Source organism: Aeromicrobium massiliense JC14 (assembly GCF_000312105.1).
GTDB classification, from domain to species: domain Bacteria; phylum Actinomycetota; class Actinomycetes; order Propionibacteriales; family Nocardioidaceae; genus Aeromicrobium; species Aeromicrobium massiliense.
In genome coordinates this window covers 359,999-384,309 of the sequence record NZ_HE978637.1, presented here as the reverse complement: position 1 = coordinate 384,309, position 24,311 = coordinate 359,999, and the positions used below count along the sequence as shown (strand labels likewise).

Here is a 24,311-nt window from a genome sequence, read left to right as displayed (position 1 = left end):
GGACCGATGGACGGCGTCCACCTCCAGCAGCGCGCGAGGGACCGCGCCGAGCAGCTGCCCGGCGCCGATCTCGAGCATCCCTTCGGTCCCGACTGGGACGACTTCAAGGTGCGCGGCAAGGTCTTCCTGCTGCTGACCGCCGTCACCGGGTCCCCCGTCGTCGTCCTCAAGGCCGACCCCGCCGACGCGCGGGTGCTGCGCGAGCAGCACGACGACGTCACCCCCGGCTACCACATGGACAAGCGGCACTGGATCACGCTGCACCCGGCGGCGCCCTGACCGGCGAGCTGGTGGACGAGCTGGTCACCGACTCCTACCTGCTGGTGGTCGAGAAGCTCCCTCGCGCGATCCGTCCGGTCGACCCGGCCGGCTTCGTGGGGCCGCCCGGATGAGCACCAGCCTTGTCGGCGATGCACTTTCGATATATCGTTAGTGCATCGCCGACACTCGTCGGCGTCCCCCGACACCAGGAGGTGTCCCATGCGGACCCCACACCACCACCACGACCACGACGGCCGGCGCAGCCCGCGCCGCGGCGACTTCGACGACCTGGGCCTCGGCCCCGGGTTCGGCCCGGGCTTCGGTCCCGGCGGCGGACGCGGGCGCGGCCGGCGCCGCGGCGGACGGGGTGGCGACGTGCGCGCCGCGGCCCTGCTGCTGCTCGCCGACGGCCCGCGCCACGGCTACCAGCTGATCCAGGACGTCAGCGACCGCACCGAGGGCGCCTGGACGCCCAGCCCCGGCTCGATCTACCCCGTGCTGCAGCAGCTGGAGGACGAGGGCCTGGTCGAGTTCGAGCGGGTCGAGGGACGCAAGACCGCGTCGCTCACCGCCGAGGGCACGGCGTACGTCGCCGAGCACCGCGAGCGGCTCGACGCCGCCTGGCGCGAGGCCACGACCCACGCGCGCGGCCAGCACGTCTCGGCCGAGTCCGGGCAGGCGCTCAAGGCGATGATCGTCGCCTGGAGCCAGGTCGCCAAGACCGGCACCGACGAGCAGCAGGCGCGGGCGACCGCCCTGCTCGAGGAGACGCGCCGGCGGCTGTACGGCATCCTGGCGGGTGATGACCCCCGCCCATGACCGCCGACTCCGCGTGCCCGACTCCGAGCTCACGTGGCGGTTCAGCCGTTCCTCGGGGCCGGGCGGGCAGCACGTCAACACCACGGACACCAAGGCCGAGCTGCTGTGGGACGTCCGCGCGAGCGACGTGCTCGACGACGTGCAGAAGGCGCACGTCCTGGCCGCGCTGAGCACCCGGGTGACCGACGGCGTCGTCCGGGTGGTCTCGTCCCAGTACGCCTCGCAGCACCGCAACCGGGAGGCCGCGAAGTCCCGGCTCGAGGAGCTCGTCGCCGCCGCCCTGGTGCCGCGCCGCAAGCGGCGGGCGACCAAGCCGACCCGCGGGTCGCAGGAGCGCCGGCTGGCGGCCAAGAAGCTGCGCTCGGACGTGAAGAGCGGCCGGCAGCGGCGCTGGGACTGACTACCTATAGGGTTTAGGCAACTACCTAGACCCAGGAGGAAGCCATGGCGCGTGCCGGCCTCACCGCCGACCGCCTGACCCGGGCCGCGGCCGAGCTCGCCGACGAGCAGGGCGCCGACCAGGTCACGCTGTCCGCCCTCGCCCGGCGCTTCGACGTCAAGGTCGCGAGCCTGTACTCCCACGTCACCAGCTCGGCCGACCTGCGCACCCGCCTGGCCCTGCTCGCGCTCGACGAGATGGCCGTCCGGCTGGCCGATGCGCTCGCCGGGCGCAGCGGCCGCGACGCCCTCGTCGCCTTCGCCGACGTCTACCGCACCTACGCCCGCGAGCACCCGGGCCGCTACGCCGCCTCGCGCTTCGACCTCGACGACGAGACCGCCGCCCGCAGCGCCGGGCCCCGCCAGGCCGAGCTGACCCGGGCCGTGCTGCGCGACTACGGCCTGCAGGGCGACGACCAGACCCACGCCGTGCGGCTGCTCGGCAGCCTCGTCCACGGGTTCGTCGACCTCGAGCTGTCCGGCGGCTTCAGCCACTCGCTCCCGGACGCGGAGTCGTCGTGGCGGCGCTGCCTCGACGCGCTCGACACCCTGCTGCGCACGTGGCCCGCCCCGACCGACCAGGAGACCGCATGACCGCCCTCGTCCCCGTCCCGCTGACCCCCGAGCTCGTCCACGGGGCGCTCGACCTCGAGCGCACCGAGCGCGGCCTGCGTCCGCACCGCCTGCCCGGCTGGGCCCGCGAGCAGAACACCGACCCGCAGGTCGCGATGGTCGAGGTCGAGCCCGCGGGCGTCCGGCTGGTGCTGCGCACGGCGGCGGCCGCCCTGGAGCTCGACACGCTCCCGACCCGGCGCGAGTACGCCGGCGTGCCGCCCCGCCCGCTCGGCCTCTACGACGTGCTCGTCGACGGCCGGCTGGTCGCCCAGGACACCGTCGCGGGCGGCGACCGGCTCGTGCTCGACCCGCGCACGGGCACCGCCGAGCAGCACCGCGGCGAGCCCGGGACGCTGCGGGTCGACCTCCCCGCGGGTGAGAAGCGGGTCGAGGTGTGGCTGCCGCACCTGGAGAGCACCGAGCTCGTGGCACTGCGCGCCGACGCCCCCGTGCAGCCCGTGGAGCGCTCCGGGCCGCGCTGGCTGCACCACGGAAGCTCGATCAGCCAGGGCTCGAACGCCACGAGCCCGACCTCGACCTGGACGTCGGTCGCGGCGGCCGCCGCCGGGGTCGACCTGACCAACCTCGGGCTCGGCGGCAGCGCCCTGCTCGACCCGTTCGTCGCCCGCACGCTGCGCGACCACCCGGCCGACCTCGTGAGCGTCAAGCTCGGCATCAACGTGGTGAACGCGGACGCGATGCGGATGCGGGCGTTCGTGCCGGCGGTGCACGGCTTCCTGGACACGATCCGCGAGGGTCACCCGGACGTCCCGCTGCTCGTCACGACGCCGCTGTACTGCCCCATCCACGAGGACACCCCCGGACCGGGCGGGTTCGACCTGAGCGACGGCACGCTGCGGTTCGTCGCCACCGGCGACCCGGCCGAGGTGGCGGCCGGCCGGCTGTCGCTGCGGACGATCCGCGGCGCGCTCACCGACGTCGTCGAGCAGCGCCGGGCGAGCGACCCGCACCTGCACCTGGTCGACGGGCTGACGCTCTACGGGCCGGCCGACCACGACGAGCTGCCGCTGCCCGACCGGCTGCACCTGGACACGGCGGGCCACCGCCGCGTCGGCGAGCGCTTCGCCGAGGTGCTCCGCGAGCACGTCGCCTAGCCACGCCGCTCGGCTCGGCTCCCTGAGCTTGTCGAAGGGGGCTTCGACAAGCTCAGCCAGCGGAGGTCGGGTCAGCCGGCGGGGGTGGGGTCGGCCAGTGGCTTGCGGAAGCTGGTGAACGACAGGGTGACGTGCATGCCGAGCCGCTCGTAGAGGCTGAGCGCTCCGGTGCGCGAGTCGGTGTCGAGCCGGCCGCGGGTGCGTCCGCAGGCCCGGGCCGCGCCGTACGAGACGGCCAGGAGCTGCTGCGCGATGCCCCGCCCGCGGTGGTCGCGGCGGACGGCGAGCTGGGCGACCCAGTACTCGTCGTCGCTCTCGCCGTCCATGCCCACGCACGCGCCGACCACCTCGTCACCGGCCACGGCCACGAGCAGGTGGTCCTCGGTCGTGCCCGGCCGGTCGAGCACGAGCGCCTTCCAGCTCTCGAACGCGCGCGGGGTGCGACCCTCCCACTCGTTGAAGGCGTCCTCGACGACATGGTGGACCGCGTGCTCCTCGCCCGCCCGCATCGGCCGCACGACGATCCCGTCGGGCAGCGGCCGCTCGGCGATCGTGGCGTCGGCGGGCAGCTCGAGCGACCACGACTCGTGGGCCGGGACGTACCCGCGCGCCTGCAGGAAGGTGCGCGTGCGGGCGTCGGTCTCGAACGCCTCCTGCTCGCAGTGCGCCAGCCCGCGCTCGCGCTGGCGCTGCTCGACCCAGTCGGCCAGCCGCGTGCCGAGCCCGTGGCCGCACAGGTCCGGCACGACGTCGACGCGGGCGAACCCGTTGGCGAACGCGGCCGCCGCGCCGACCGGACGCCCGTCGAGCCGCACCACACGGCTGTCGGTCCGCGCGTCGAAGGTCGGGTCGGACCAGAAGCCGTCGAGGTCGACCGCGTCCAGCAGGGTCTCCCCCGCCGTGTCGAGGTCGACGGCGTGGAAGACCCCCAGGACGTCGGGCAGGTCGTCGCGGAGGGCAGGCCGGGCGTCGAGGGACTCGTTCACCCGGCCATCCAACTACGGCCTACGGGACGCGGGCCAGCCAGTCGGGGTCGGAGAACTTGCTCTCGGCCAGCTGCTCGGCGCGCGCCCAGGTGTCGGCGTCGAGCTCGGTGCGGGCGAGCGGACCGTTCTCGCGGTCGAAGTGCTCGACCAGCGCCTTGACGACGTCCTCGCGCGGCAGGCCGGTCTGCGAGCGGATCGGGTCGACCCGCTTGGCCGCGCTGACGTGCCCCTTGTCGGACAGCTTCTCGCGGCCGATGCGCAGGATGTCGAGCATCTTGGCCGCGTCCATGTCGTACGACATGGTCACGTGGTGCAGCACCGCGCCGGACGCGAGCCGCTTCTGCGCGGCTCCGCCGATCTTTCCCGCGGGCGACACCAGGTCGTTGACCGGCTTGTAGTCGGCCGCGACTCCGAGCTCACGCAGCGCGCGCACCACCCAGGCGTCCAGGAAGGCGTACGACTCCACGAAGCTCATGCCCTCGACGAGGGTGCCGGGCACGTAGAGCGAGTAGGTGATCGTGTTGCCCGGCTCGACGAACATCGCGCCGCCGCCGGAGATGCGCCGCACCACGGTGGTGTCGTGACGTGCGGCAGCGTCGAGGTCGACCTCGTTGCTCAGCGACTGGAACGAGCCGATGATGACCGCGTTGCTGGCCCACTCCCAGATGCGCAGCGCCGGCCCGCGCTCGCCGGCACCGACCTGCTGGGCGATGACCTCGTCGACGGCCATCTGCATGGCCGGGTGCAGCGGCCCGGTCTCGATCAGGGTGAAGTCGTGGTCGGTCCAGGTCGTGGCCCGGCCGAGGGCGCGCAGCACGACCATGGCGATCGAGCGCGGGTCGAAGCCGACCATGACGGCGTCGCCGCGGGCGGTCTCGACAGCGGCCTCGATCTGGGCCAGCGACGCGTCGGCGGGCAGCCCCTCGACGGCGTCGGACATGTGGCCGAGCGCCTCGTCGGGCTCCAGGAAGAAGTCACCGGACAGCCGGACGTCCGCGATCCTCCCCTCGGTGACCTCGAGGTCGACGACGACCAGCTTGCCCTGGGGAACCTTCAGCTCTGCGTGCACGTCAGCGTCAACCCGGGCGGGCCGCCGTCTCTTCCCGCGTCCAGGACCCGCCGGTCTCGGCGCCGCGCACGCGCTCGCGGAAGGCACCCGGCAGCTCGCCGGTGACGCGGACGAAGAAGCGCGAGAAGTTGGCCGCGTCGTCGAACGACAGCCGGGCGGCCACCGCGGCGACGCTCGCGTCGGAGTGGGCCAGCAGGCGGCGCGCCTCCAGCGCGACCCGGCGGTCGACGACCCGCTTGGGCGTCGTGGCCACGGCGACGGTGACCGCCCGCTCGAGCGTCCGTGGCGTGACGGCCAGCTCGCGGGCATACGCGCGCACGTCGCGCTCGCGGTCGAAGCGGGCCTCGACCAGGCGGCGGAACGCGGTGAACAGCTCCGGGTGCGCACCGACCTCCGCCCCACCGGACGCCGCGAGCAGCAGGGCCGCCGTCGCCGCCTGCCAGCGCAGCACGGCGTCACCGGCGGCGGTGTCGAGGCCGGCGTCGTCGTAGCGCCCGATCTCGGCCACGGCGCGGAACGCCGGGTCGGACGTCCGCAGCTGCCAGCGCACCGGTGCGAACGGGTCGCTCACCCACGCCGAGACCTCGCGGACGGTGTCGAGCGCGTCGCGCGCCCCCATGACGACGTGGGCCTCGAACGCGTCCATGTCGCCCCAGCCGTGCACCTGGCCGGGGCGGATCCACAGCACCGTCCCGGGCTCGAGCTCCACCGTCTCGAAGTCGACCATGTGGGTCGAGCGCCCGGACGTGACGGCGAGCAGCACGTGGAAGTCCAGCCGCTGCGCCCCGGCGGGGATGGCACCGCCGGCCCGCTGGCGCAGCGCGGAAAGGCTGATCGCCTCCAGCGCGGTGGCGACGGACGGCGGCGGCGCGTAGCCGACGTCGGCGATCTGTCGCACTTCGACCATGATCTGACCCTTCCGGACCGTGAAAGTCCCCCAGCACGAGCCTAGATTGACGGTGCAACCCCGACGAGAGGAACCCCATGAGCAGCATCACCGTCATCGGCGGCACCGGCTACGCCGGCTCCGCGATCGTCCGCGAGGCCGTGTCCCGCGGCCACCAGGTGACGTCGGTCAGCCGCCACCTGCCCGAGCAGCGCGTCGACGGCGTGACCTACGAGACCGGCTCCGTGCAGGACGAGGCCACCGTCACGAAGGCCGCGCAGGCCGACGTCCTGGTCGTCGCCACCCACGCCGACCTGCCCGAGGGCCCGAACCTCGACGAGCTCACGCCCGGCATCGCCGAGGCCGTGAAGCAGCACGGCGGCACGCTGGCCTTCGTCGGCGGCGCCGGCAGCTCGTTCGTCGCCGAGGGCGGCCCCCGCGTCATCGACACCCCGGACTTCCCCGAGGCGTTCAAGCCCGAGGCGTCGGCCCACGGCCGCGTGCTCGAGTGGCTGCAGGCGAACGGCGGGGGCCTGGACTGGTTCTACGTCTCCCCCGCCGGCGGCTTCGGCGCCTACGCCCCGGTCGAGCGCAAGGGCACCTACCGCACCGGCGGCGACGTGCTGGTCGTCGCCGAGGACGGCTCGTCCACGCTCGGCGCGGACGACCTGGCGCTCGCGTTCGTCGACGAGATCGAGCAGGCGAACCACCGCGGCGCCCGCTTCACCGTCGGCTACTGAGACCGCACGCACGAGGGCCCGGCACCGCGTGGTGCCGGGCCCTCGTGCGTCCGCCGCCGGGTCAGGCGCGGCGCGGGAACTGGTCGAACTCGGGCTTGCGCTTGGCCTTGAACGCCTCACGCCCCTCGGCCGCCTCCGCGGTGCCGTAGAACAGCAGGTTCGCGTCGTGGGCCAGCTGCTGCATGCCCGCGTAGCCGTCCTCGGCCGCGTTGAAGCTGAGCTTGACCAGGCGCAGCGCCCACGGGCTGTTGGCGAGCATCTCGCGCGCCCACTGCACGGTCTCCTTCTCCAGGTCGGCCAGCGGGACGACCTTGTTGACCAGGCCCATGTCGAGGGCCTCCTGCGCGTCGTACTGACGGCACAGCATCCAGATCTCCTTGGCCTTCTTCGGGCCGACCAGGTCGCGCAGGACGCTGGCGCCGAAGCCGCCGTCGAACGAGCCGACCTTCGGGCCGGTCTGGCCGAAGCGCGCGTTGTCGGCGGCGATCGTCAGGTCGCACACGACGTGCAGCACGTGGCCGCCGCCGATCGCCCAGCCGGCCACCATGGCGATGATCGGCTTCGGGCAGCGGCGCATCATCACCTGCAGGTCGGTGACGTGGAAGCGGCCGGTGGCCTTCTCGTCGGTCTTGTAGCCGCTGTCGCCGCGCACGCGCTGGTCGCCGCCGGAGCAGAACGCCTTGCCGCCGGCACCGGTGAGGATGATGACGCCGACCGACTCGTCCTCGCGGGCGTCGGTGAGCGCCTCCATGATCTCGATCAGCGTCTGCGGCCGGAAGGCGTTGTGCACCTCGGGCCGGTTGATCGTGATCTTGGCGATCCCGTCGTCGGTGACGTCGTAGAGGATGTCCTCGAACTCGCCGCGGGGGTTCCAGACGATGTCAGCAGTCTCGGTCATGCCCCGATTCTGCCCCGCACCCCGACCGCCGGACGTCCTGGGGCCGGGCACGTTCGAGACGGCGGCGAGTGGGCACCTCCCCCGTGACCTGTTCGCACACGGAAGGAGCAACCACCATGGCCACCGGTGAGACCGGATTCGACGACGTCACCTTCGACCTGATCTCGGTGCAGTACCACTCGCTGAAGGCCGGTCACGACTACGGCCAGTACGTCCGCGACGCCCGCAACGCCGGCCGCGACGACATCGCCGAGTTCTTCGAGACCGTCCAGAAGCAGGACGCCGAGCGCGCCCACACCGCGCACCGCTTCCTCAAGGAGCTCGGGGGCACCGACAACACGTCGCCGCAGGGCTGACGTCCGGTGGGCGACGACGGCGGCAGTCCGCACCCGTCGTCCTCGCGCCGGCTGGACGACAACTGGGAGGAGCTGCTGCAGGAGCTGCGCGTGGCCCAGACGGGCGTGCAGATCCTCACCGGCTTCCTGCTGACGCTGCCGTTCAGCGACGCCTTCGAGGACGTCCCGCAGCACTCACGCGTCGTGTACGGCTGCGTGCTGGGCTGCGCCGTCGTCGCCACCCTGCTGCTGCTCACGCCGGTCGCGCTGCACCGCGCGCTGTTCCGGCGTGGGCAGCGGCCCTGGCTGGTCGAGACCGCCGACGGGGTCGCCCGCGCCGGTCTCGTCGCCATGGCGCTGGCCAACATCGGTGCCGTCTGGCTGATCCTGGACTTCGTCTTCGGCGCCGCGGTCGCCTGGGGCTTCAGCGCCTTCCTCGTGCTCGGCCTGCTGGCCGGCTGGGTGGTCGTGCCGATGCTGCGGCGACGGGCCGCCGACGATGGTTGAACCGGCGCTCCGCTGGGCACGGACGGAGCATGACGACGTCCGCCCCGCTCGACCGATCCCTGCAGGCGCTGACCGACGGCTACACGTTCTGGCTGCACCTGCGTCCCGAGCCTCGCGCCACCGTCCGCACCCGCCTGCTCGGCTCGCGCGCCGTCTCGATCAGCGGCGCCGACGCGGTGCGCTTCTTCTACGAGACGCCGGGCCTGGAGCGCTCGACCGCGCTGCCCGAGCCGGTCGTCGGCACGCTCTTCGGCAAGGGCGCGGTGCACACCCTCGACGGCGACGACCACCGCCACCGCAAGCAGCTGTTCACGTCCCTGCTCGACGCCAAGGCGGCCTGGACGATCAGCGGCAACGCGGTCGAGGGCTGGCGCCGCCGCGCGGCCGGCTGGGACGGCGAGGTCGACCTCGGCGTGGCCGCCCGCTCGGTGCTGCTCGAGGCCGTCACGTCGTGGGCCGGCGTCGAGGTGGACGACCTGGGCCTGCGGTCCCGCGACATGATGCTCATGGTCGACGGCTTCGGGAACGCCGGCGCCCGCGGCCACGTCAAGGCCCGCCGGGCCCGCGGCCGCAGCGAGCGCTGGATCGCCCAGCAGGTGCGCCACGCCCGCGAGGGCGCCCCGCTGCCCACCCCGCTGTCGGACGTCGCCCGGCACCGCGACCGTGACGGCAACCTGCTCGACGAGCGGGTCGCCGCCGTCGAGGTGCTCAACGTGCTGCGCCCGACCACGGCCGTGTCGTGGTTCGTGGTCGGCGGCGCGTACGCGTTCGAGCGCTTCCCGCACCTGCGTCAGGGCCTGCTCGACGGCGACTTCAGCGCGCTCGACCTGGCCCACGAGCTGCGCCGCCGGCTGCCGTTCGCGCCGTACCTCGCCGCCCGGGCGACGCGTGAGCTCGAGCACCGCGGCACCCGCATCCCGGCCGGGGCGCTCGTCGTCCTCGACCTGTGGGGCACCGACCACGACCCGGGCCTGTACGAGCGCCCGGACGCGTTGGACCCGACGCGCTTCAGCGGCCGCGAGCCCACCCCGTACGACCTGGTGCCGCAGGGCGGGGGCGACCGCGAGCGCGGGCACCGCTGCCCTGGCGAGGACGTGACGATCGCGCTGCTCGTCGCCCTGCTGCCCGAGCTCGCGCGGCTGCCGTTCCGGCTGACCGGCTCCACCCGCATCCCCATGGACCGGATGCCCCCGCACCTGTCAGGCCGTTCCGTCGTGCAACCTGCCGACGCCTGAGCCATGCTCGCCACGAGACGAAGGAGAACCATGACCGCCGACCCGATCAGCCCCGACCCGGACGCCACCCCCGAGCACCAGCTCGACCCCGCCGAGGAGAACCCCCAGGCGGACGACCCCGCCGACGCGCCGGAGAACCAGCCGACCGCGGCTCCCGCGGAATGACGGCGACGGTCGACCCCACCACCACGGCGACCACGACGTCGCGCCCCGTCGTCGTGGCGTCCGTGCCGGGCTCGCACGTCTACGTCCGTCACCTCGACCCGGTGACGCCCACGGGCCAGGTGGTCCACCTGGACGACCCCGACCCGCACGACCCGCGCCGTCCGGCGGGGGCCCAGTGGTGGCCGCCGGTGATGCTCGATCCCGCGTGGGCCGAGACGACCGACGCCGACCTCGTGCACCTGCAGTTCGGCTTCGACGCCCGCTCCCCCGAGGACCTCGCCGCCTGGACGCAGGTGCTGCGCCGGCGCGGCATCCCGCTGGTCTACACCGTCCACGACCTGCGCAACCCGCACCACGAGGACCGCACGCTGCACGACGCCCAGCTGGACGTGCTCGTCCCCGCCGCCGACGCGCTGGTCACGCTGACGCCCGGCGCCGCCGACGAGATCCGCCGCCGGTGGGGCCGTGACGCGCTCGTGCTGCCGCACCCGCACGTCGTCGAGGCCGACACCGTCGCCCGGCTGCGCGCCGAGCGCGAGCAGCGCGACCCCGAGCCGTTCCGCGTCGGCGTGCACGTCAAGAGCCTGCGGGCGGGCATGGCGCCGCACCGCGTCCTGCCCGTGCTGGTCGAGACCGTCGACCGCCTGCCCGGCGCCGTGCTGCAGGTCAACGGCCACCACGACGTCCTCACCCCCGGCGGCGCCCGCTTCGACGCCGACCTGTCCGGCTTCCTGCACGAGCAGGCCGCGGCCGGACGCGTCGACCTGCGCGTCCACGACTTCCTGCCCGACGACGAGCTGTGGCGCTACCTGGCCTCGCTTGACCTGTCGGTGCTCCCCTACCGGTTCGGGACGCACTCGGGCTGGCTCGAGGCGTGCCGCGACCTGGGCACCACCGTCCTGGCGCCGACCTGCGGCTACCTGAAGGAGCAGGGCCCGGTGCTCACGTACGAGCACGAGGAGCAGCACTTCGACGCCGGCTCGCTGCGGGCCGCCGTCGAGCAGGCCTACGCCGAGCGCCCCCAGCTGGGCGCGTCGTGGGACGAGCGGGTCCAGCAGCGGCAGGAGGTCGCCGACGCCCACCTCCGCCTCTACCGGGGGCTGGGGAAATGACGTTACGCATCTGCCTGGTCGCGTCGAGCCGGTTCCCGGTCGCCGAGCCGTTCGCCGGCGGGCTGGAGGCGCACACCGCGTCGCTGGCTCGGGCGCTGCGCCGGCGCGGGCACGAGGTGTCGCTGTTCGCGGCGCCCGGCTCCGACCCGTCCCTGGACGTGCACGAGCTGCCGCTGCAGCCGTTCGCGTCCAGCGACGCCGCGCGCTCCGACGTGGGGGCGCCGCCCGAGACCTGGATGCGTGAGCACCACGCCTACCTGGGGCTCATGCTCGACCTGGCCCGTGAGGGACGCCGCCGCTTCGACGTCGTCCACAACAACAGCCTCCACCACCTGCCCGTCGCGATGTCGTCGGCACTGGAGATCCCGGTGGTGACGACGCTGCACACGCCGCCGGTGCCGTGGCTGGAGTCGGCGATGCGGTACGCCGATCCGAGCGCCGCGTTCGTGGCGGTGAGCGAGTACACGTCGCGGTCGTGGTCGCACGCGGTGTCGAGCTCGGTCGTGCTCAACGGCATCGACGCGGCAGCATGGCCGGCGGGCCCGGGCGGCGAGCGAGCCATCTGGTCCGGCCGCCTGGTGCCGGAGAAGGCGCCGCACGTGGCCATCGACGCGGCGCTGCAGGCCGGCGTCCCGATCGACCTGGCCGGCCCCGTGCTCGACCCCAACTACGCACGCGAGCACGTCTGGCCGCGGCTGGGCCCGGACGTCCGCTACCTGGGGCATCTGCGCCAGTCCGACCTCGCGACCGCGGTCGGACGCGCCCGGGTCGCCATCGTGACGCCGGAGTGGGACGAGCCGTACGGGCTCGTGGCTGCCGAGGCGATGAGCTGCGGCACCCCCGTCGCGGCGCTGCGCCGCGGCGCGCTGCCGGAGGTGGTCGACGAGGTCACCGGACGCCTCGCGGAGCCCGGCTCGACCGCCGCCCTGGCCCGCGCGATCGCCGACGCGGCTGTCCTCGACCGCGCCCGGGTGCGCCGCCGCTCGGTCGAGCGGTTCGCGCTCGACCGCATGGTCGCCGACTACGAGCACGTCTACGCCCGCGCGATCGGACGTCCGGTGGCGGCGTGATCGGCTACTACGTCCACCACGTCGGGGCCGGGCACCTGCACCGGGCCACCGCGCTGGCCGAGGTGCTCGACCTGCCGGTCACGGGGCTGTCGTCGCTGCCCCGCCCGGCCGGCTGGCGTGGCCCGTGGGTCGAGCTGCCCCGCGACGACCACGACCCCGCGCCCACCGGGGTCGACGCGAACGGGCGCCTGCACTGGGTGCCCGAGCACGACGCCGGGCTGCGCGGCCGCATGGCGCGGCTCTCGGCCTGGATCGGCGAGGCCGCCCCGGCGCTGCTGGTGAGCGACGTGTCGGTCGAGGTCTCGCTCCTGGCCCGGCTGCACGGCGTGCCCGTGCTGGGCGTCGTGCTGCCCGGCGACCGCAGCGACGACGCCCACCGGCTCGGCCTGGACGTGTGCGACGCGCTCGTCGGGCTGTGGCCCGAGGGCTCGCCCGACCTGGCCACCGGGCTGGCCGAGGCCCAGCGGGCGCGGTTGCACCGGGTGGGTGCGCTGTCGCGCTTCCCCGTGGCCGCGCCGGCGCCGCGACGTCCCGGGCCCCGGCGCGTCACCGTGCTGGCCGGGCGCGGCGGCGCGTTCGACCCAGCCGTGCTCGCCGCCGCCCAGGAGCAGACGCCGGACTGGGCGTGGACGCTGCTCGGCGGCGGCACCTGGGTCGACGACCCGTGGCGGGCGGTCGTCGACGCCGACGTCGTCGTCACCCACGCCGGCCAGAACGCGCTCGCCGAGGTGGCCGCGGCCCGGCGCCCGGCGGTCGTCCTGCCGCAGGACCGGCCGCACGCCGAGCAGGCCACGACGGCGTCCGTGCTCGCGTCCGGCGGCTGGCCGGTGCTGGTCGAGCCGACCGCTCCGGCGGACGGCTGGGCCGAGCGGCTCGAGCGGGCCGCCGCCCTGGACGGCTCCGCGTGGGCCGGCTGGTGCGACGGGCACGCGGCCGAGCGGTTCGCCGACGTCGTCCGGTCGATGCTGCCGGCCCGTCCACGGGCGGTGAGCGCGTGACCCCCGGCCTGGCCACGCTCGTCCACGGCCGTCGGGCGCACCTGGCCAACCAGCACGCGCTGGTGCGCCGCCAGCACGACGGGCCGTACGTCGTCGTGGCGATGGACGACCCCGAGACCGCCGCCTGGGCCCGGGCGTTGCCCGCTCCCCCGCGCGTCGTCGAGATCGGCCGCGAGCCGCTCGGCCTGCCACTCGCCGCGGCACGCAACCTGGCCGCCCGCACCCTGCAGCAGCTCGGCGCCGACGTGCTCGTGCTGCTCGACGTCGACTGCCTGCCCGGCCCCGGCCTCGTCCGGGGCTACGCCGACGCGGTGGTCGAGCGGCCGGACGTCGTCTGGTCCGGGCCGGTGACCTACCTGCCGCCCGCGCCCGCCGGCGGATACCCGCTGGACGACCTCGGACGGCTCGACGCGCCGCACGCAGCGCGTCCCGCGCCTGGCCCGGGCGAGACGCAGGTCGGCGGCGACCCCGACCTCTTCTGGTCGCTCTCGTTCGCGCTCCACGCGGACGCCTGGCACGCCGCGGGCGGGTTCGACGAGGCGTACGTCGGCTACGGCGGCGAGGACACCGACTTCGGTCACCGCGTCGTCCGCGCCGGGCTGCAGCACGGCTGGGTCGGCGGCGCCCGCGCGTACCACCAGCACCACCCCACGACGTCCCCACCGGTGCAGCACGTGGCCGACGTCGTGCGCAACGGGCGGCTGTTCCGCGACCGCTGGGGGCGCTGGCCGATGACCGGCTGGCTGGACGCGTTCGAGGAGCGCGGCCTCGTGCGGCGCACCGGCGACGACTACGAGGTCGTCGAGCCGGCCCACGCGTAGACCGCGGCCGAGGGGGTACACGCTCGCCATGAACGAGGAGCGCACCCCCACCGAGCGTGCCGTGACCGTCGCCGCCGGCGGTGCCGGAGCCGTGCTGGCCGGCGTCTTCGGCGCCTGGGCCCGCTTCCGTGGCAAGCCGCTGCACCCGGACGGTGGCGTGCGCCAGGGCCGGCTCGAGCGCGAGGGCAGCACCACGCGCACCGGCGTCCCGTGGATCGACGAGCCCGGCACCGACGACTGCCTCGTCCGGTTCTCACGGGCCAGCGGGGTGCCGGCTCCGCTGCCGGACGTCCACGGCATCGCGCTGCGCGTGCCCAGGCGCGACGGCGGCCACGGCGACGTGCTGGTCTCGACCACGGGCACGGGCCGCCTGACCCGCTTCCTGCTCGTCGCCACGCGCGAGACCACCGGCGCCGCGCACACGACGCTCGTCCCCTACCGCACGCCGACGGGGCCGCTGCTGCTCGCGTTCTTCCCCCGCGACGAAGAGACCTTCCGGCTCGCCCACGCCCGCCCGCGCGGCATGTGGACGCCGTTCGCGACGCTGCACGTCGCCGGCCCGGCGAGCACCGTGGACGACGAGGAGATCGCGTTCGACCCGATGACCAACCGGCTGCCGGGTCTGGAGCAGTACCCCTGGGTGGCGAAGCTGCGCGAGGGCGCCTACCGCGCGTCCCGCCGCGCCCGCCACGACGACCGCAAGCACCCGTAGCGCGTCCCGCTGGGCGGTGAGTCATCCACCACGTCTCTCTGGGGGCGGTGAGTGATCCACCAGGTCGCTCTGGGGGCGGTGAGTCACCCACCACGACGCCCCATCGGGTGGTGGATGACTCACCGCCCGCCGGCTGGAGCGTCAGGCCGGGCGGCGGACCTCGAGCAGGCAGCCGCGCTCGCCGTGCTCGCGCACGCCGCCGGGCACGAGCCGCGGCCAGCGTCCGTCGGCGATCTCCGCGGCGATCGGCCCGTGCTGCTCGGGGCCGAGCTGCAGCACGGCGGCTCCGCCGGGCAGCAGGTGCGCACCGATGACGTCCAGGCACAGCCGGGCCAGGTCGAGCCCGTCGTCGCCGCCGTCGATGGCCAGCTGCGGGTCGGCCGGAAAGCGGCGCAGGTCCGACGAACGCACCCACGGCGGGTCGGCCACGACGAGCGCGAACCGCTCGTCGGCAGCGACGACCTCGCGCATGTCGCCCTCGCGCACCTCGACGCGGTCGGCGAGGCCGTTGCGCTCGGCGTTGGCGGTGGCGTACTCGACCGCGACCGGGTTCACGTCGACCATGACGAGGTGGCGGTCGGACGCCGCGACGGCGAGCAGGCCGATGTGGCCGGCACCCGCGCACAGCTCCAGCACCGGGCCCTCGGGCGCCTCAGCGAGCAGGTCGGCGGCCCACTGCGACTGCGCCTGCGTCCACGCCCGCGGCTCGAGCACCCGGTCGTCGAAGTCGATCTCCAGGGGGCCGAAGGTCGTGGTGCGCGGCTCGGTCGTCTGCATGCCTGGACGCTAGCGCGACCGGCCCGCCTCGGCCCCTCGAGCACCCTCCCCCGAGCCGTCCGTCCCGCTCGCGCTGAGCGTGACGTTCCGGGGCGGAAACGGGAACATCCACCCCCGGAACGTCACGTTCAGCGCGAACGGAACCTCTCACCCGGGGAGAGTCAGAGGACGCGGAGGCCGGAGACCTTCCAGGTGTCGCCGTCGCGGCGGGCGTCGACGACGAGCTGGGCCGCGGCGACGGACGCCTCCTGGTCGGTGGCGCGCCGGCTGGTCTGGTCCAGGAAGACGAGCAGCGTGGCCTCGTCGCCGCGCAGCTCCTGCACCGCGGCGGCCTGCACCTCGACGTCCATGACGAGCTGCTGGTCCTTCGCCCGCTCCAGCAGCGAGGCGAACAGCGTCTCGTGCTCGTCGCGGGCCGTGCCGACGAGCAGCTCCTCGGCCGCCGCCCGGGTCTGGTCGGGCGAGCCGGCGTCGTAGGCCAGCACGCGGGTCAAGATGGTCGAGACCTCGCGCTGCACGGTGCCGCTGTCGGTGACGTCGACGACGGCGCCGTTGCGGGCCGCGTCGGTCGAGCGCTCCTGCCACACCGCGCCCCACGCGACGAGGCCGCCGACCAGCGCGACGACGGCGAGCGCGACCACGATCGTCCGGCGGGTCATGCCGCCCCCACCGCGACCTGGCCGAGGTCCTCGAGCAGCCAGCGTCCGTCGGTGCGGACGAGCTGCGCGCTGAACCGGTTGCGCTTGAGCTCGGGCTCGGCGTCGGGCGTCGCGCCGTCGGCGATCGACACCTCGACCGCCGCGATGACGGTGGCACTGTCGTCGTCGAGCTCGAGCACCGCCGCCTCGAGCACCTCGGCGGTGCTGATCTTCTGCTGGTCGAGGAGCAGCTGGCGGTCCTGCTCGCCGGCCTGCACGAGCTGGTCGTGCAGGGTGCCGGTGCTGGCGTCGGCCCAGGCCTCGAGCCCGGCGTCGACGTCACGGTAGTCGAGCGAGTTGAGCGTGGCCACGTGCTTCGTGGCCGCGGCGACCACCTCGTCGCGCGCCTGGGCCCGCTCGAGCCGCTCGTCACCAGCCGTCGCGCGCCAGGCCACGAGCCCGGTGACGAGCACCAGGGCGCCCAGGACGAGCAGCAGCACGGGCCAGCGGCGCCTCACCGGCGGCCCTCGCGCACGCGGCCCCAGCTGTCGGGGATGGCCTGCGGACCGCGCACGCCGGTGCCGGTGCTCGGCGACGCGGTGCAGCCGGCGCGCGTGTTGAACGGCCTGCCCGCGCTGGCGTCGAGCCCGCCGCGCACCGGGGTGCCGGCGTAGCCGCTCGTGCACGGCACCGGGTTCGTGTAGGTCTGGGCCAGGCCGAGGTCGAGCCCCTGCGAGCCGGTGACCGCCCAGGTGACGCTGACCGCCTCGGGCAGCCGGATCAGCGCGTCGCGCATGCCGGCACCGTTCTCGCCGAACGCCTTCACCGGCGCGACGAGCCGGTCGAACAGCGTCCCGAGCGGGCCGCCGACCTGGCGGACGAGCTGGTCGGTCTGCTCGGCGGCCCCGGGCGCCGCGCCGATGAGCGTGCGCAGGTCACGGTCGCTGTCGGCGAGCGTCACGGAGAAGTCGCGCAGGTCGGTGCTGAAGCTGGTGATGCTCGTGGCCGACTCCTGCTGCGTGGTGAGCACACGATCGGCGGTCTCGACCAGCCGCTGGGTGTTGAGGAAGCCGCGGTCGGCCGTGCGCACGAGGTCACGGGACGTGTCGAGCAGCCGGCCGAGGTCCTGGCCCGCGCCGCGCGACGCCTCGTAGCCCTCGTCGATGACGGTCGTGAGTGCGTCCTGCGGCACGGACGCGCTGAAGTCGCGCCCGCTGCGCAGCACCTGCTCGATCGGCTGCGGCATCTGCGCCTGCATGCCGTCGAGCTCGGCACCGTCGGCCAGCGGCTCGCCGGTGCCGCCGCCGCGCAGGTCGAGGTACTGCTCGCCGATCGCGGAGCGGTTGGCGACGGCCGGCTCGACGTCGGACGGGATGACGGGGGCGCCGGCGTCGATGCGCAGCACCGCGGTCGTGCCCTCCTCGGTGGCCTCGAGCGAGCCGATGCGGCCCACCGGGACGCCGCGGAACGTCACCTCGCCGTTGTCGAACAGGCCGCCGGCCTCGGGCAGGGTCACCGAGACCTCGTAGCCTCGGTTGAACGGGTCGATGCCCACGTAGCGCGCGCCGAGGTAGGACGTGGCCACCAGCCCGAGCACGACGAACGCGACGAGCTGCAGCTTCATGCGTCGGGTGAGCATCAGTCCTGCTCCTTCGGGTCGGCGGACACGGACGGCGTCGCCGGGGCCGGGCTGCTCGGCGTCGCGCTCGGCGTGACGCTGGGCGACGCGCTCGGAGACGGGGTGGCCCGCGGCGTGGCGCTCGGCGACGGCGTCGCCGACGGGGACGCGCTGGGCGTCGGGCGCACCGGTGACGGGACGGCCTTCGCCGCCTCCTCGTCGTCGTCCTTCGCCCTCGGCACGTAGCGCGACTGCGTGCGCCCGGTGCTGGCCGCCACCTGCGGCCAGTCGCACGACGCGTCGGTGCAGCCGGCCGGCTGGGTGCGGAACTTCGTGGTGAGGAAGACGTTGAGGTAGTCGCCCTTCACCGCGCCGAGCACCGAGTCCGGGAACGGGTAGGTCAGCAGGATCTCCAGGGAGCGCGGCAGGTCGCTGCCGGCGGCGCCGAGCTGCTGCAGCACGGGGGCGAGCAGCTCGAGGTCCGCGACGATGTCGGCCTGCGCCTTGTCGAGCGTCTCGACCGTGACGTCGGACAGGTCGTCGAGCGCGGCCAGCATCCGCACCAGGTCCTCGCGCTGGTCGGCGAGCGCGGCGAGGCCTGGCTCGAGGTCCTCCAGCGCGGTGGCGATCTTGTCCTGGTCGGCCTCGAGCGTCGTCGACAGCGCGGCGAGCGAGTCGATGGCGGCGGTGACCGACTCCTTGCGCTCGTCCAGGCCGGACGTGAACGTGGCCATCTCGTCGAGGAACGCCTTGATCTGCTGCGGGTCGTCGCCGGCCTGCTGCAGCTCGCGCGAGATCTCCTGGAACTGCCCGACACCGCCACCGTTGAGGACGAGCGACAGCGCGCCGAGCACCTGCTCGACCTGGGCGCTCTGCGAGGTGGCCTCGTCGCCGAGGTGGTCGCCGTCCTCGAGCTCGCCGGCACCGGGCTGGGCCGGACGCACGAGGGCGACGTACTTCTCGCCGAGCAGCGACGTCTGCTGCAGCCGCGCGGTGGTGCCGGCCGGCAGCTCGACGTCGCCGTCGACGACCAGCTCGACCCGCGCGCTGCGCCCGCCGGGGGCGAGCTCGATGCTGCTGACCCGGCCCACGGCGACGTCGTCGACCCGCACGCCCGACTGCGGCACGAGGTCGAGCGCGTCCGCGAAGTCGGCGGTCAGCGTGATCGGGTGGTCGCCGACGTCGGCGCCACCGGGCAGCGGGGTGTCGTAGACGCCGCCGCCGAGAGCGCTGCACCCGCCGAGCGCGAGCGCGGCCACGACGACGCCGGCGCGCCGGGTCCAGCGGTTCATCGCTCCCCCTCGATCAGGACGGGCGGGGCGTCGGCGGACGACCGGCCCGACTGCCCGGCGTCCGACCAGATGGTCAGCTCGTTGAGGTTCGCGCGGCCGTCCATCGTGCCGGTGGCCGGGTCGTAGCTGCGCAGGAAGTTCTGCACCACGACCGGCGCCGTGCGGATGGCCTCGGCGAGCGAGCGCGACTGGCGCGACAGCGCCGCGACCGGGCCGGTCAGCCCGTCGACGCTGGTGCGCAGCGCCTCGCGGTTGTCGCCGATGAATCCCTCGACGTCGCCGAGCGCGACGCCCAGCGTCCTGACCGCCTCGGCCAGCTCGTCGCGGTCGTCGGACAGGTAGTCGGCGACCGAGGCGAGCGAGCGGTTGACGTTCGCGATCTCGCGGTCGTTGTCGACGAGCATGTCGTTGAGGGAGGCGAGGTTCGCGACCGTTGCGAAGAAGTCCTCGTCGGACTCGCTGAGCGTCTGCGTGGCCCTGCCCAGCTCGGTGACGAGGGTGTTGATCTCCTCGCCGTTGCCGTCCAGGTTCTTGGCCGCCACCTCGAGCAGGCGCGACAGCGAGCCGTCCTTGTTGGCGCCCTTCGGGCCCAGGCGCGTGGCGATGTCGTCGAGGCTGGCGTACAGCTCGTCGATCTCGACCGGGACGCCGGTGTCCTCGCGGTCGATGACCGCGCCGTCCTCGAGCGCCGCGCCGCCGCGGTACGGCTCGGTGAGCTGCACGTAGCGGTCGCTGACCAGCGTCGGCGACACGATGACCGCCTTGGTGTCGGCGGCGACCTTCTGGTCCGCGTCGAGCTCCATCGAGACGCGGACGGAGTCGCCGTCGGGCTCGACCGCGGTGACCGTGCCGACCGGGACGCCGAGCACCGCGACGTCCGAGCCCGGGTACAGGCCGATGGTGGAGACGAACATCGCCTCGACCGTCGTGCGCTCCCCGTCGGCCACGGCTCGCCAGGTGAGGCCGCCCGCGACCAGGACGGCCGCGGCGGCGATGGTCGCGCCGAGCCGGCGCAGCGTCCTGCGGCTCACTGGCCGCCTCCCTTCGCCGGCGCACACGTGCGCTGGACGTCGTTCTGCAGCACGGGCGCGCCGGTGGCGTCGAACAGGCCGCAGACGTACGAGTCGACCCAGTGGCCGTTGCCGGTGGCCGAGGCCAGCACCCGGTAGTACGGGCCGAGCTGCGAGACGGCCTTCTCGAGCTGCTTCTCGTTGCGGTCGAGGATGCCCGCGACCGTGTCGAGCTGCTTCAGGGCCGGGCGCAGCTGCTCGCTGTTGTCGGCCACGAGGCCGCGCAGCTGCACGGCCAGGCGGCGGGTGCCGGTGAGCATGTCGTGGATCGCCCGGCGCCGGGTCTTGAGCTCGGCGAGCAGCGCGTCGCCGCCCTGCACGATGCCGGCCAGCTCGGCGTTGCGGTCGGCGAACGTCCTGGTCACGTCGTTGCTGGACGCCAGCAGGTCGGCGATCTGCTCGTCGCGGCTGGAGACGGTGCGCGACAGGTCGGCCAGGCCGTCGACCATGGTGCGGACGCTCTCGGGGGTGTCGCGGAACGCCCGGCTCAGGACGTCGAAGCTCTTCGCCATCTGGTCGGTGTCGATGTCGCCGACCGTGGTCGACAGGTCCGACAGCGCGGCCGAGACGTCGTACGGCGTCGTGGTGCGCTCGACCGGGATGGCCCCGTCGAGCTCGCCGCGGCCACCCGGCTCCAGGCTGAGGAACTTCTGCCCGAGCAGCGTCTTGACCTTCACGGCGGCGCTGGTCTGGTCACCGAGGCGGACGTCCTTGACCCGGAACTTCACCGCGACGACGTCCTCGTCGAGCCCGATCTCGGTGACCTCGCCGACCTTCACGCCGGCGACGCGCACCTCGTTGCCCTCGCGCAGGCCGCCGGCCTCGGCGAACCGGGCCTCGTGCACGGTGCCGCCGCCGACGACCGGCAGCGCCTCGGCGTAGTAGGTCGCGGCGAACACGAGCGTCATGGCCAGCAGGCCGGCGATCGCGACGACGACGCGGTTCCGCTCGGCGAACGCGGTGGGGAATCGCTTCATCACTGGCACCTCCCGGCGACGGGCTTGGCCCCGACGTCGCCGACGTAGCCCTCGGGCACGGGGATGCGGCCCTCGATCGAGCACACGTAGAAGTTGAGCCACGAGCCGTAGCTGCCGATCCGGCCGATGCGGTCGATCTTGGTCGGCAGGGTCTGCAGGAACTTCTCGAGCGTGGCCGAGTCGGCGGCCAGGTTGCCCGACAGCGCGCCGAGCCCGGCGATGGAGTCCTTGAGCGGCGCCCGGCCGTCCTCCAGGAGCTCGGCGACGCTGACGCCCAGGTCGCCCAGCCCGTCGGCGGCGTCGCCGATCGTCTTGCGGTCCTCGGCCAGGCCGGTGACCAGGCGGTCGAGCGTGACGACGGTCTGGTCGAGCTGGCCCGAGCGCTGCTGCACGGTGCCGAGCACGGACGACAAACTGTCGACGAGCTCGCCGATCACCTGGTCCTTCTCGGCCAGCGTCGACGTGAGGCTCGCGGTGCTCGACAGCAGCGTCTCGACCGTGGCGCCCTCGCCCTGGAACACCGAGATCACCTGGGCGCTGAGCGTGTTGACGTCGTCGGGGTCGAGCAACCGGAACAGCGGCTGGAAGCCGTTGAACAGCACGGTGAGGTCGAGCGCCGGCCTGGTCTCGTCGAGGCCGAACGTGTGCCCGGCCTCCAGCGCCTTGCCGGCCTCGGCCGCCGGCGGCTGCTCCAGCGCGACGTACCGCTGGCCGACGACGTTGCGGAAGCGCAGCTGCGCGGTGGTGCCGGCGGCCAGCTCGACGTCGTCGCGGACGGTGAACGACACCTTCGCGACGCTGTCGTCGGCGACCGAGACGTCCTGCACCGTGCCGACCTTCACGCCGGCGACGCGCACGTCGTCGCCCTTGTTCAGGCTGGTGGCGTCGCTGAACAGCGCGGTGTAGCCCTCGCCGGAGCCGCCCGCGGAGTTGCGGATGGTGGCGGCGAGCGCCGCGGTGGCGGCGATCGTGACGAGCGTGAACACCAGGCTCTTGATGACGACGGCCCTCATCGCAGGCTCACCTCCGTGCCGCGCAGGGTGGGCCCGACGAGCAGGCTCCCCCAGTCCGGGTAGTCCGAGGGCGCCATCGCCCGGGTGGGCGCGAGCAGCTCGGCGATCAGCTGGTTCTCGGCCGGCGAGTTCGCCTCGCCCAGGCCGCTGGCGGCCGCGAGCGTGCTCGCGTCGACCTGGGCGTTGGGCGGGGCCGGGATGGCAGCGGGTGCCGTCGACGCCGAGGCGCCCGCGGCCGGGGCCGGACGCGTGCCGGTCTGCCCGGTCACGTACGGGCACCGGGGCGCGCCGCTGCTGGTGATCGTGGGCTTGTCGCCGGCCAGGTAGCGGCCCTGGCCCTCGACGACGTTGAGCGTCACGTGGAGGCCGGGCTCGGACGTGCCCCTGCCGAGCACGTCGTCCATGACCGGGACGAGCTGGCGGGTCGCCTTGAGCAGGCACGGGAACTGCACCGCGTACGGCTCGACGGCGGCCAGCGCGGAGCGGCTCTCGTCGGCCAGCACGACGATGCGGCCCTGGTTCCTCCCCAGCCATGCGTCGGTGCTGCGCGACATGCTCGTCACCGAGGCGTAGACGTCGGCCAGGCCCTTGCGCTCCTCGACCAGCGTCTTCGTCGTGGTGGTCATCGAGTCGAGCGCGTCGAGCAGGTCGGGCAGCGCGGTCTCGTAGGTGTCGGCGACGTCGGCCAGCTTGGCCAGGTCGTCGGCGATCTGCGGCACGAGCGGGTTGATGCGCTTCAGGTAGGCCTGCCAGTCGTCGAGCGTGCCGGCGATGTCGTCGCCGCGCCCGCGGAGCATGGCGGCGAGCTCGCCGAGCGTGGCCGAGAGCTTCTCGGGCTGGATCGACTGCAGCACCGGCAGCAGCTCGTCCAGCACCTCCTCGAGCTCGACCGCCTCGTCGCTGGTGTCCTGGCGCAGCGTCGTGCCGGCCGTGACGCCGGTGGCGCCGGCCTGCTGCGGCCGGACGAGCGCGACGAACCGCTCGCCGAACAGCGTCTTGGGCAGCAGCCGGGCGGTGGTGCCCTGCGGCAGCGACTCGGCGGTGTCGGGGTCGAGGGCCAGGGTGAGCGTGGCGCCGTCAGCCGACGAGCGCACCTGCTTCACCTCGCCGACCGGGACGCCGTTGAGCTTCACGTCCGAGCCCTTCTTGAGCGCGTTGCCGACGGCGGCGGTCTCGAGCGTCACGTCGACGCTGGGCACGAACGTGCGCTGGTAGGCCATGCCGGCCACGACGAGCAGCGCGGCGGCCAGCAGCAGGTAGCCCAGGCCGAGCAGGGCGTCGAGGATGCGCGGGCGGGCGGTCATCCGGCGATCCGCACGGTCGTGGTGGTGCCCCACAGCGCCATCGACAGCACCAGGTCGAGGATCGCGACGGTGACGATGCTGCGCCGCACCGCGGTGCCGACCGCCACGCCCACGCCCGCCGGCCCGCCGGTCGCGCGGAAGCCGAGACGGCAGTGGATGAGGATGATCAGCACCGAGAACACGAGCACCTTCGCGAACGACAGCAGGATGTCGATCGGCGGCAGGAACAGGTTGAAGTAGTGGTCGTACGTGCCCGCGGACTGGCCGTAGAGGTAGACCGTCACCAGCCGCGAGCCGAGGTAGGACGTCAGCAGGCCGATCACGTACAGCGGGATGATCGCGATGAACCCGGCGATCACCCGCGTGGTGACCAGGTACGGGATGCTCGGCACGGCCATGACGTCGAGGGCGTCGACCTCCTCGTTGATGCGCATGGCGCCGAGCTGGGCGGTGAAGCCCGACCCGACGGTGGCCGACAGCGCGAGCGCTGCGACGAGCGGGGCGATCTCGCGGGTGTTGAAGTAGGCCGAGATGAACCCGTTGAGCGTCGAGGTGCCGATCTGGTCGAGGGCGGCGTAGCCCTGCATGCCGACCACGGTGCCGACGAACAGCGTCATGCCGACCATCACGCCGATCGTGCCGCCGATGACGGCGAGGGCGCCGGACCCGAAGCTGACCTCGGTGAGCAGGCGGGCGATGTCGCGCGGGTAGCGCACGATCGTCCGCGGGATCCAGGCGATGACCTGGCCGTGGAAGCGGATGTCCTCGCCCATGCGCGCCAGCGCGTCGACGGGGCGGTCCCACCAGCGCTTGCGGGACCCGGCGGCGAGCTCGGCCATG

The 24,311-nt window shown here is 74.1% G+C and carries 29 protein-coding genes; 15 read left to right on the top strand and 14 right to left on the bottom strand.

All coding sequences use genetic code 11. The features are described 5' to 3' along the window. The first annotated feature begins 6 nt into the window (after positions 1 to 6). From HGAM_RS09080 to HGAM_RS09060, 5 genes are all read left to right on the top strand, one after another. The gene (locus tag HGAM_RS09080; RefSeq protein ID WP_218915272.1) at positions 7 to 279 is read left to right on the top strand and encodes an MmcQ/YjbR family DNA-binding protein; all 273 of its coding nucleotides are present in this window, start codon (positions 7 to 9) and stop codon (positions 277 to 279) included. Between the two features lie 201 nt (positions 280 to 480). Continuing rightward, the gene (locus HGAM_RS18580; RefSeq protein WP_019145170.1) at positions 481 to 1,080 is read left to right on the top strand and encodes a PadR family transcriptional regulator; all 600 of its coding nucleotides are present in this window, start codon (positions 481 to 483) and stop codon (positions 1,078 to 1,080) included. Beyond that, entirely contained in the window at positions 1,064 to 1,480 is a 417-nt protein-coding gene (gene arfB, locus HGAM_RS09070) for an alternative ribosome rescue aminoacyl-tRNA hydrolase ArfB (RefSeq protein ID WP_019145169.1), read from the top strand. The genes HGAM_RS18580 and arfB overlap by 17 nt, the downstream gene beginning before the upstream one ends. A gap of 44 nt (positions 1,481 to 1,524) precedes the next feature. Then, positions 1,525 to 2,112 carry a TetR/AcrR family transcriptional regulator gene (locus HGAM_RS09065; RefSeq protein WP_019145168.1) on the top strand — a complete coding sequence of 196 codons (588 nt, stop codon included), beginning with the start codon at positions 1,525 to 1,527 and terminating at the stop codon, positions 2,110 to 2,112. Next, positions 2,109 to 3,248: a GDSL-type esterase/lipase family protein gene (locus HGAM_RS09060; RefSeq protein WP_019145167.1), complete on the top strand. Its 1,140-nt coding sequence runs from the start codon at positions 2,109 to 2,111 to the stop codon at positions 3,246 to 3,248. Before HGAM_RS09065 ends, HGAM_RS09060 begins: the two co-directional genes overlap by 4 nt. Positions 3,249 to 3,319: 71 nt before the next feature. Here HGAM_RS09060 and HGAM_RS18575 read toward each other — a convergent pair whose 3' ends face one another. The 3 genes from HGAM_RS18575 to HGAM_RS09045 are packed head-to-tail and all read right to left on the bottom strand — an operon-like array spanning position 3,320 to position 6,210. Next, positions 3,320 to 4,234: a GNAT family N-acetyltransferase gene (locus tag HGAM_RS18575; RefSeq protein WP_019145166.1), complete on the bottom strand. Its 915-nt coding sequence runs from the start codon at positions 4,232 to 4,234 to the stop codon at positions 3,320 to 3,322. A gap of 19 nt (positions 4,235 to 4,253) precedes the next feature. Beyond that, the gene (gene lplB / locus HGAM_RS09050; protein WP_019145165.1) at positions 4,254 to 5,303 is read right to left on the bottom strand and encodes a lipoate-protein ligase small subunit; all 1,050 of its coding nucleotides are present in this window, start codon (positions 5,301 to 5,303) and stop codon (positions 4,254 to 4,256) included. 7 nt (positions 5,304 to 5,310) lie between these two features. Next, positions 5,311 to 6,210, bottom strand: a complete 900-nt coding sequence (locus tag HGAM_RS09045) for an AraC family transcriptional regulator (RefSeq protein ID WP_019145164.1) — start codon at positions 6,208 to 6,210, stop codon at positions 5,311 to 5,313. 77 nt (positions 6,211 to 6,287) lie between these two features. On the opposite strand from HGAM_RS09045, the gene HGAM_RS09040 reads away from it, so the two are divergent. After that, positions 6,288 to 6,929 carry an NAD(P)-dependent oxidoreductase gene (locus HGAM_RS09040; RefSeq protein WP_019145163.1) on the top strand — a complete coding sequence of 214 codons (642 nt, stop codon included), beginning with the start codon at positions 6,288 to 6,290 and terminating at the stop codon, positions 6,927 to 6,929. 61 nt (positions 6,930 to 6,990) lie between these two features. Here the strand turns inward: HGAM_RS09040 and menB are convergent, their stop codons facing one another. After that, positions 6,991 to 7,827 (bottom strand): 1,4-dihydroxy-2-naphthoyl-CoA synthase, encoded by an 837-nt coding sequence (gene menB / locus HGAM_RS09035; protein ID WP_019145162.1) that lies wholly within the window; start codon positions 7,825 to 7,827, stop codon positions 6,991 to 6,993. A gap of 116 nt (positions 7,828 to 7,943) precedes the next feature. Between menB and HGAM_RS09030 the strand changes: the two genes are divergently transcribed. The 9 genes from HGAM_RS09030 to HGAM_RS08990 are packed head-to-tail and all read left to right on the top strand — an operon-like array spanning position 7,944 to position 14,782. Then, a complete protein-coding gene (locus HGAM_RS09030) occupies positions 7,944 to 8,183 on the top strand; it encodes a hypothetical protein (RefSeq protein WP_019145161.1) in 240 nt (79 codons plus the stop codon). A 6-nt stretch (positions 8,184 to 8,189) separates the two neighbouring features. Further along, the gene (locus tag HGAM_RS09025) at positions 8,190 to 8,669 is read left to right on the top strand and encodes a DUF6328 family protein (RefSeq protein ID WP_019145160.1); all 480 of its coding nucleotides are present in this window, start codon (positions 8,190 to 8,192) and stop codon (positions 8,667 to 8,669) included. 29 nt (positions 8,670 to 8,698) lie between these two features. Then, positions 8,699 to 9,904 carry a cytochrome P450 gene (locus tag HGAM_RS20345; protein ID WP_019145159.1) on the top strand — a complete coding sequence of 402 codons (1,206 nt, stop codon included), beginning with the start codon at positions 8,699 to 8,701 and terminating at the stop codon, positions 9,902 to 9,904. Between the two features lie 30 nt (positions 9,905 to 9,934). Continuing rightward, positions 9,935 to 10,069: a hypothetical protein gene (locus HGAM_RS20995; protein ID WP_019145158.1), complete on the top strand. Its 135-nt coding sequence runs from the start codon at positions 9,935 to 9,937 to the stop codon at positions 10,067 to 10,069. Then, a complete protein-coding gene (locus tag HGAM_RS09010) occupies positions 10,066 to 11,181 on the top strand; it encodes a glycosyltransferase family protein (RefSeq protein ID WP_019145157.1) in 1,116 nt (371 codons plus the stop codon). The genes HGAM_RS20995 and HGAM_RS09010 overlap by 4 nt, the downstream gene beginning before the upstream one ends. Further along, positions 11,178 to 12,251, top strand: a complete 1,074-nt coding sequence (locus HGAM_RS09005) for a glycosyltransferase (RefSeq protein ID WP_019145156.1) — start codon at positions 11,178 to 11,180, stop codon at positions 12,249 to 12,251. Before HGAM_RS09010 ends, HGAM_RS09005 begins: the two co-directional genes overlap by 4 nt. Further along, the gene (locus HGAM_RS09000) at positions 12,248 to 13,249 is read left to right on the top strand and encodes a glycosyltransferase (protein ID WP_019145155.1); all 1,002 of its coding nucleotides are present in this window, start codon (positions 12,248 to 12,250) and stop codon (positions 13,247 to 13,249) included. The genes HGAM_RS09005 and HGAM_RS09000 overlap by 4 nt, the downstream gene beginning before the upstream one ends. Next, positions 13,246 to 14,070, top strand: coding sequence for a glycosyltransferase family 2 protein (locus HGAM_RS18565; RefSeq protein ID WP_019145154.1), 825 nt, complete (start codon positions 13,246 to 13,248; stop codon positions 14,068 to 14,070). Before HGAM_RS09000 ends, HGAM_RS18565 begins: the two co-directional genes overlap by 4 nt. A gap of 28 nt (positions 14,071 to 14,098) precedes the next feature. Continuing rightward, complete coding sequence (locus HGAM_RS08990; RefSeq protein WP_019145153.1) at positions 14,099 to 14,782, top strand: hypothetical protein; 684 nt, start codon at positions 14,099 to 14,101, stop codon at positions 14,780 to 14,782. Positions 14,783 to 14,923: 141 nt separating this feature from the next. Here HGAM_RS08990 and HGAM_RS18560 read toward each other — a convergent pair whose 3' ends face one another. The 10 genes from HGAM_RS18560 to HGAM_RS08930 form a co-directional block, all read right to left on the bottom strand. Then, on the bottom strand, positions 14,924 to 15,559 hold the full coding sequence (locus HGAM_RS18560; RefSeq protein ID WP_019145152.1) for a methyltransferase: 636 nt from the start codon (positions 15,557 to 15,559) through the stop codon (positions 14,924 to 14,926). A gap of 161 nt (positions 15,560 to 15,720) precedes the next feature. Next, on the bottom strand, positions 15,721 to 16,218 hold the full coding sequence (locus tag HGAM_RS18555; protein ID WP_019145151.1) for a hypothetical protein: 498 nt from the start codon (positions 16,216 to 16,218) through the stop codon (positions 15,721 to 15,723). Beyond that, complete coding sequence (locus HGAM_RS08975) at positions 16,215 to 16,715, bottom strand: hypothetical protein (RefSeq protein WP_020691746.1); 501 nt, start codon at positions 16,713 to 16,715, stop codon at positions 16,215 to 16,217. Before HGAM_RS08975 ends, HGAM_RS18555 begins: the two co-directional genes overlap by 4 nt. Next, complete coding sequence (locus tag HGAM_RS08970; RefSeq protein WP_019145149.1) at positions 16,712 to 17,836, bottom strand: MlaD family protein; 1,125 nt, start codon at positions 17,834 to 17,836, stop codon at positions 16,712 to 16,714. Before HGAM_RS08970 ends, HGAM_RS08975 begins: the two co-directional genes overlap by 4 nt. Continuing rightward, complete coding sequence (locus HGAM_RS18550) at positions 17,836 to 19,107, bottom strand: MCE family protein (protein ID WP_019145148.1); 1,272 nt, start codon at positions 19,105 to 19,107, stop codon at positions 17,836 to 17,838. Before HGAM_RS18550 ends, HGAM_RS08970 begins: the two co-directional genes overlap by 1 nt. Beyond that, entirely contained in the window at positions 19,104 to 20,138 is a 1,035-nt protein-coding gene (locus HGAM_RS18545) for an MCE family protein (RefSeq protein ID WP_019145147.1), read from the bottom strand. Before HGAM_RS18545 ends, HGAM_RS18550 begins: the two co-directional genes overlap by 4 nt. Further along, the gene (locus tag HGAM_RS08945; protein ID WP_019145146.1) at positions 20,135 to 21,154 is read right to left on the bottom strand and encodes an MCE family protein; all 1,020 of its coding nucleotides are present in this window, start codon (positions 21,152 to 21,154) and stop codon (positions 20,135 to 20,137) included. The genes HGAM_RS18545 and HGAM_RS08945 overlap by 4 nt, the downstream gene beginning before the upstream one ends. Further along, positions 21,154 to 22,167: an MCE family protein gene (locus HGAM_RS18540; protein ID WP_019145145.1), complete on the bottom strand. Its 1,014-nt coding sequence runs from the start codon at positions 22,165 to 22,167 to the stop codon at positions 21,154 to 21,156. The genes HGAM_RS08945 and HGAM_RS18540 overlap by 1 nt, the downstream gene beginning before the upstream one ends. After that, complete coding sequence (locus HGAM_RS08935; protein WP_019145144.1) at positions 22,164 to 23,471, bottom strand: MCE family protein; 1,308 nt, start codon at positions 23,469 to 23,471, stop codon at positions 22,164 to 22,166. The genes HGAM_RS18540 and HGAM_RS08935 overlap by 4 nt, the downstream gene beginning before the upstream one ends. After that, positions 23,468 to 24,310, bottom strand: coding sequence for an MlaE family ABC transporter permease (locus HGAM_RS08930; RefSeq protein WP_019145143.1), 843 nt, complete (start codon positions 24,308 to 24,310; stop codon positions 23,468 to 23,470). Before HGAM_RS08930 ends, HGAM_RS08935 begins: the two co-directional genes overlap by 4 nt. Position 24,311 lies beyond the last annotated feature (1 nt).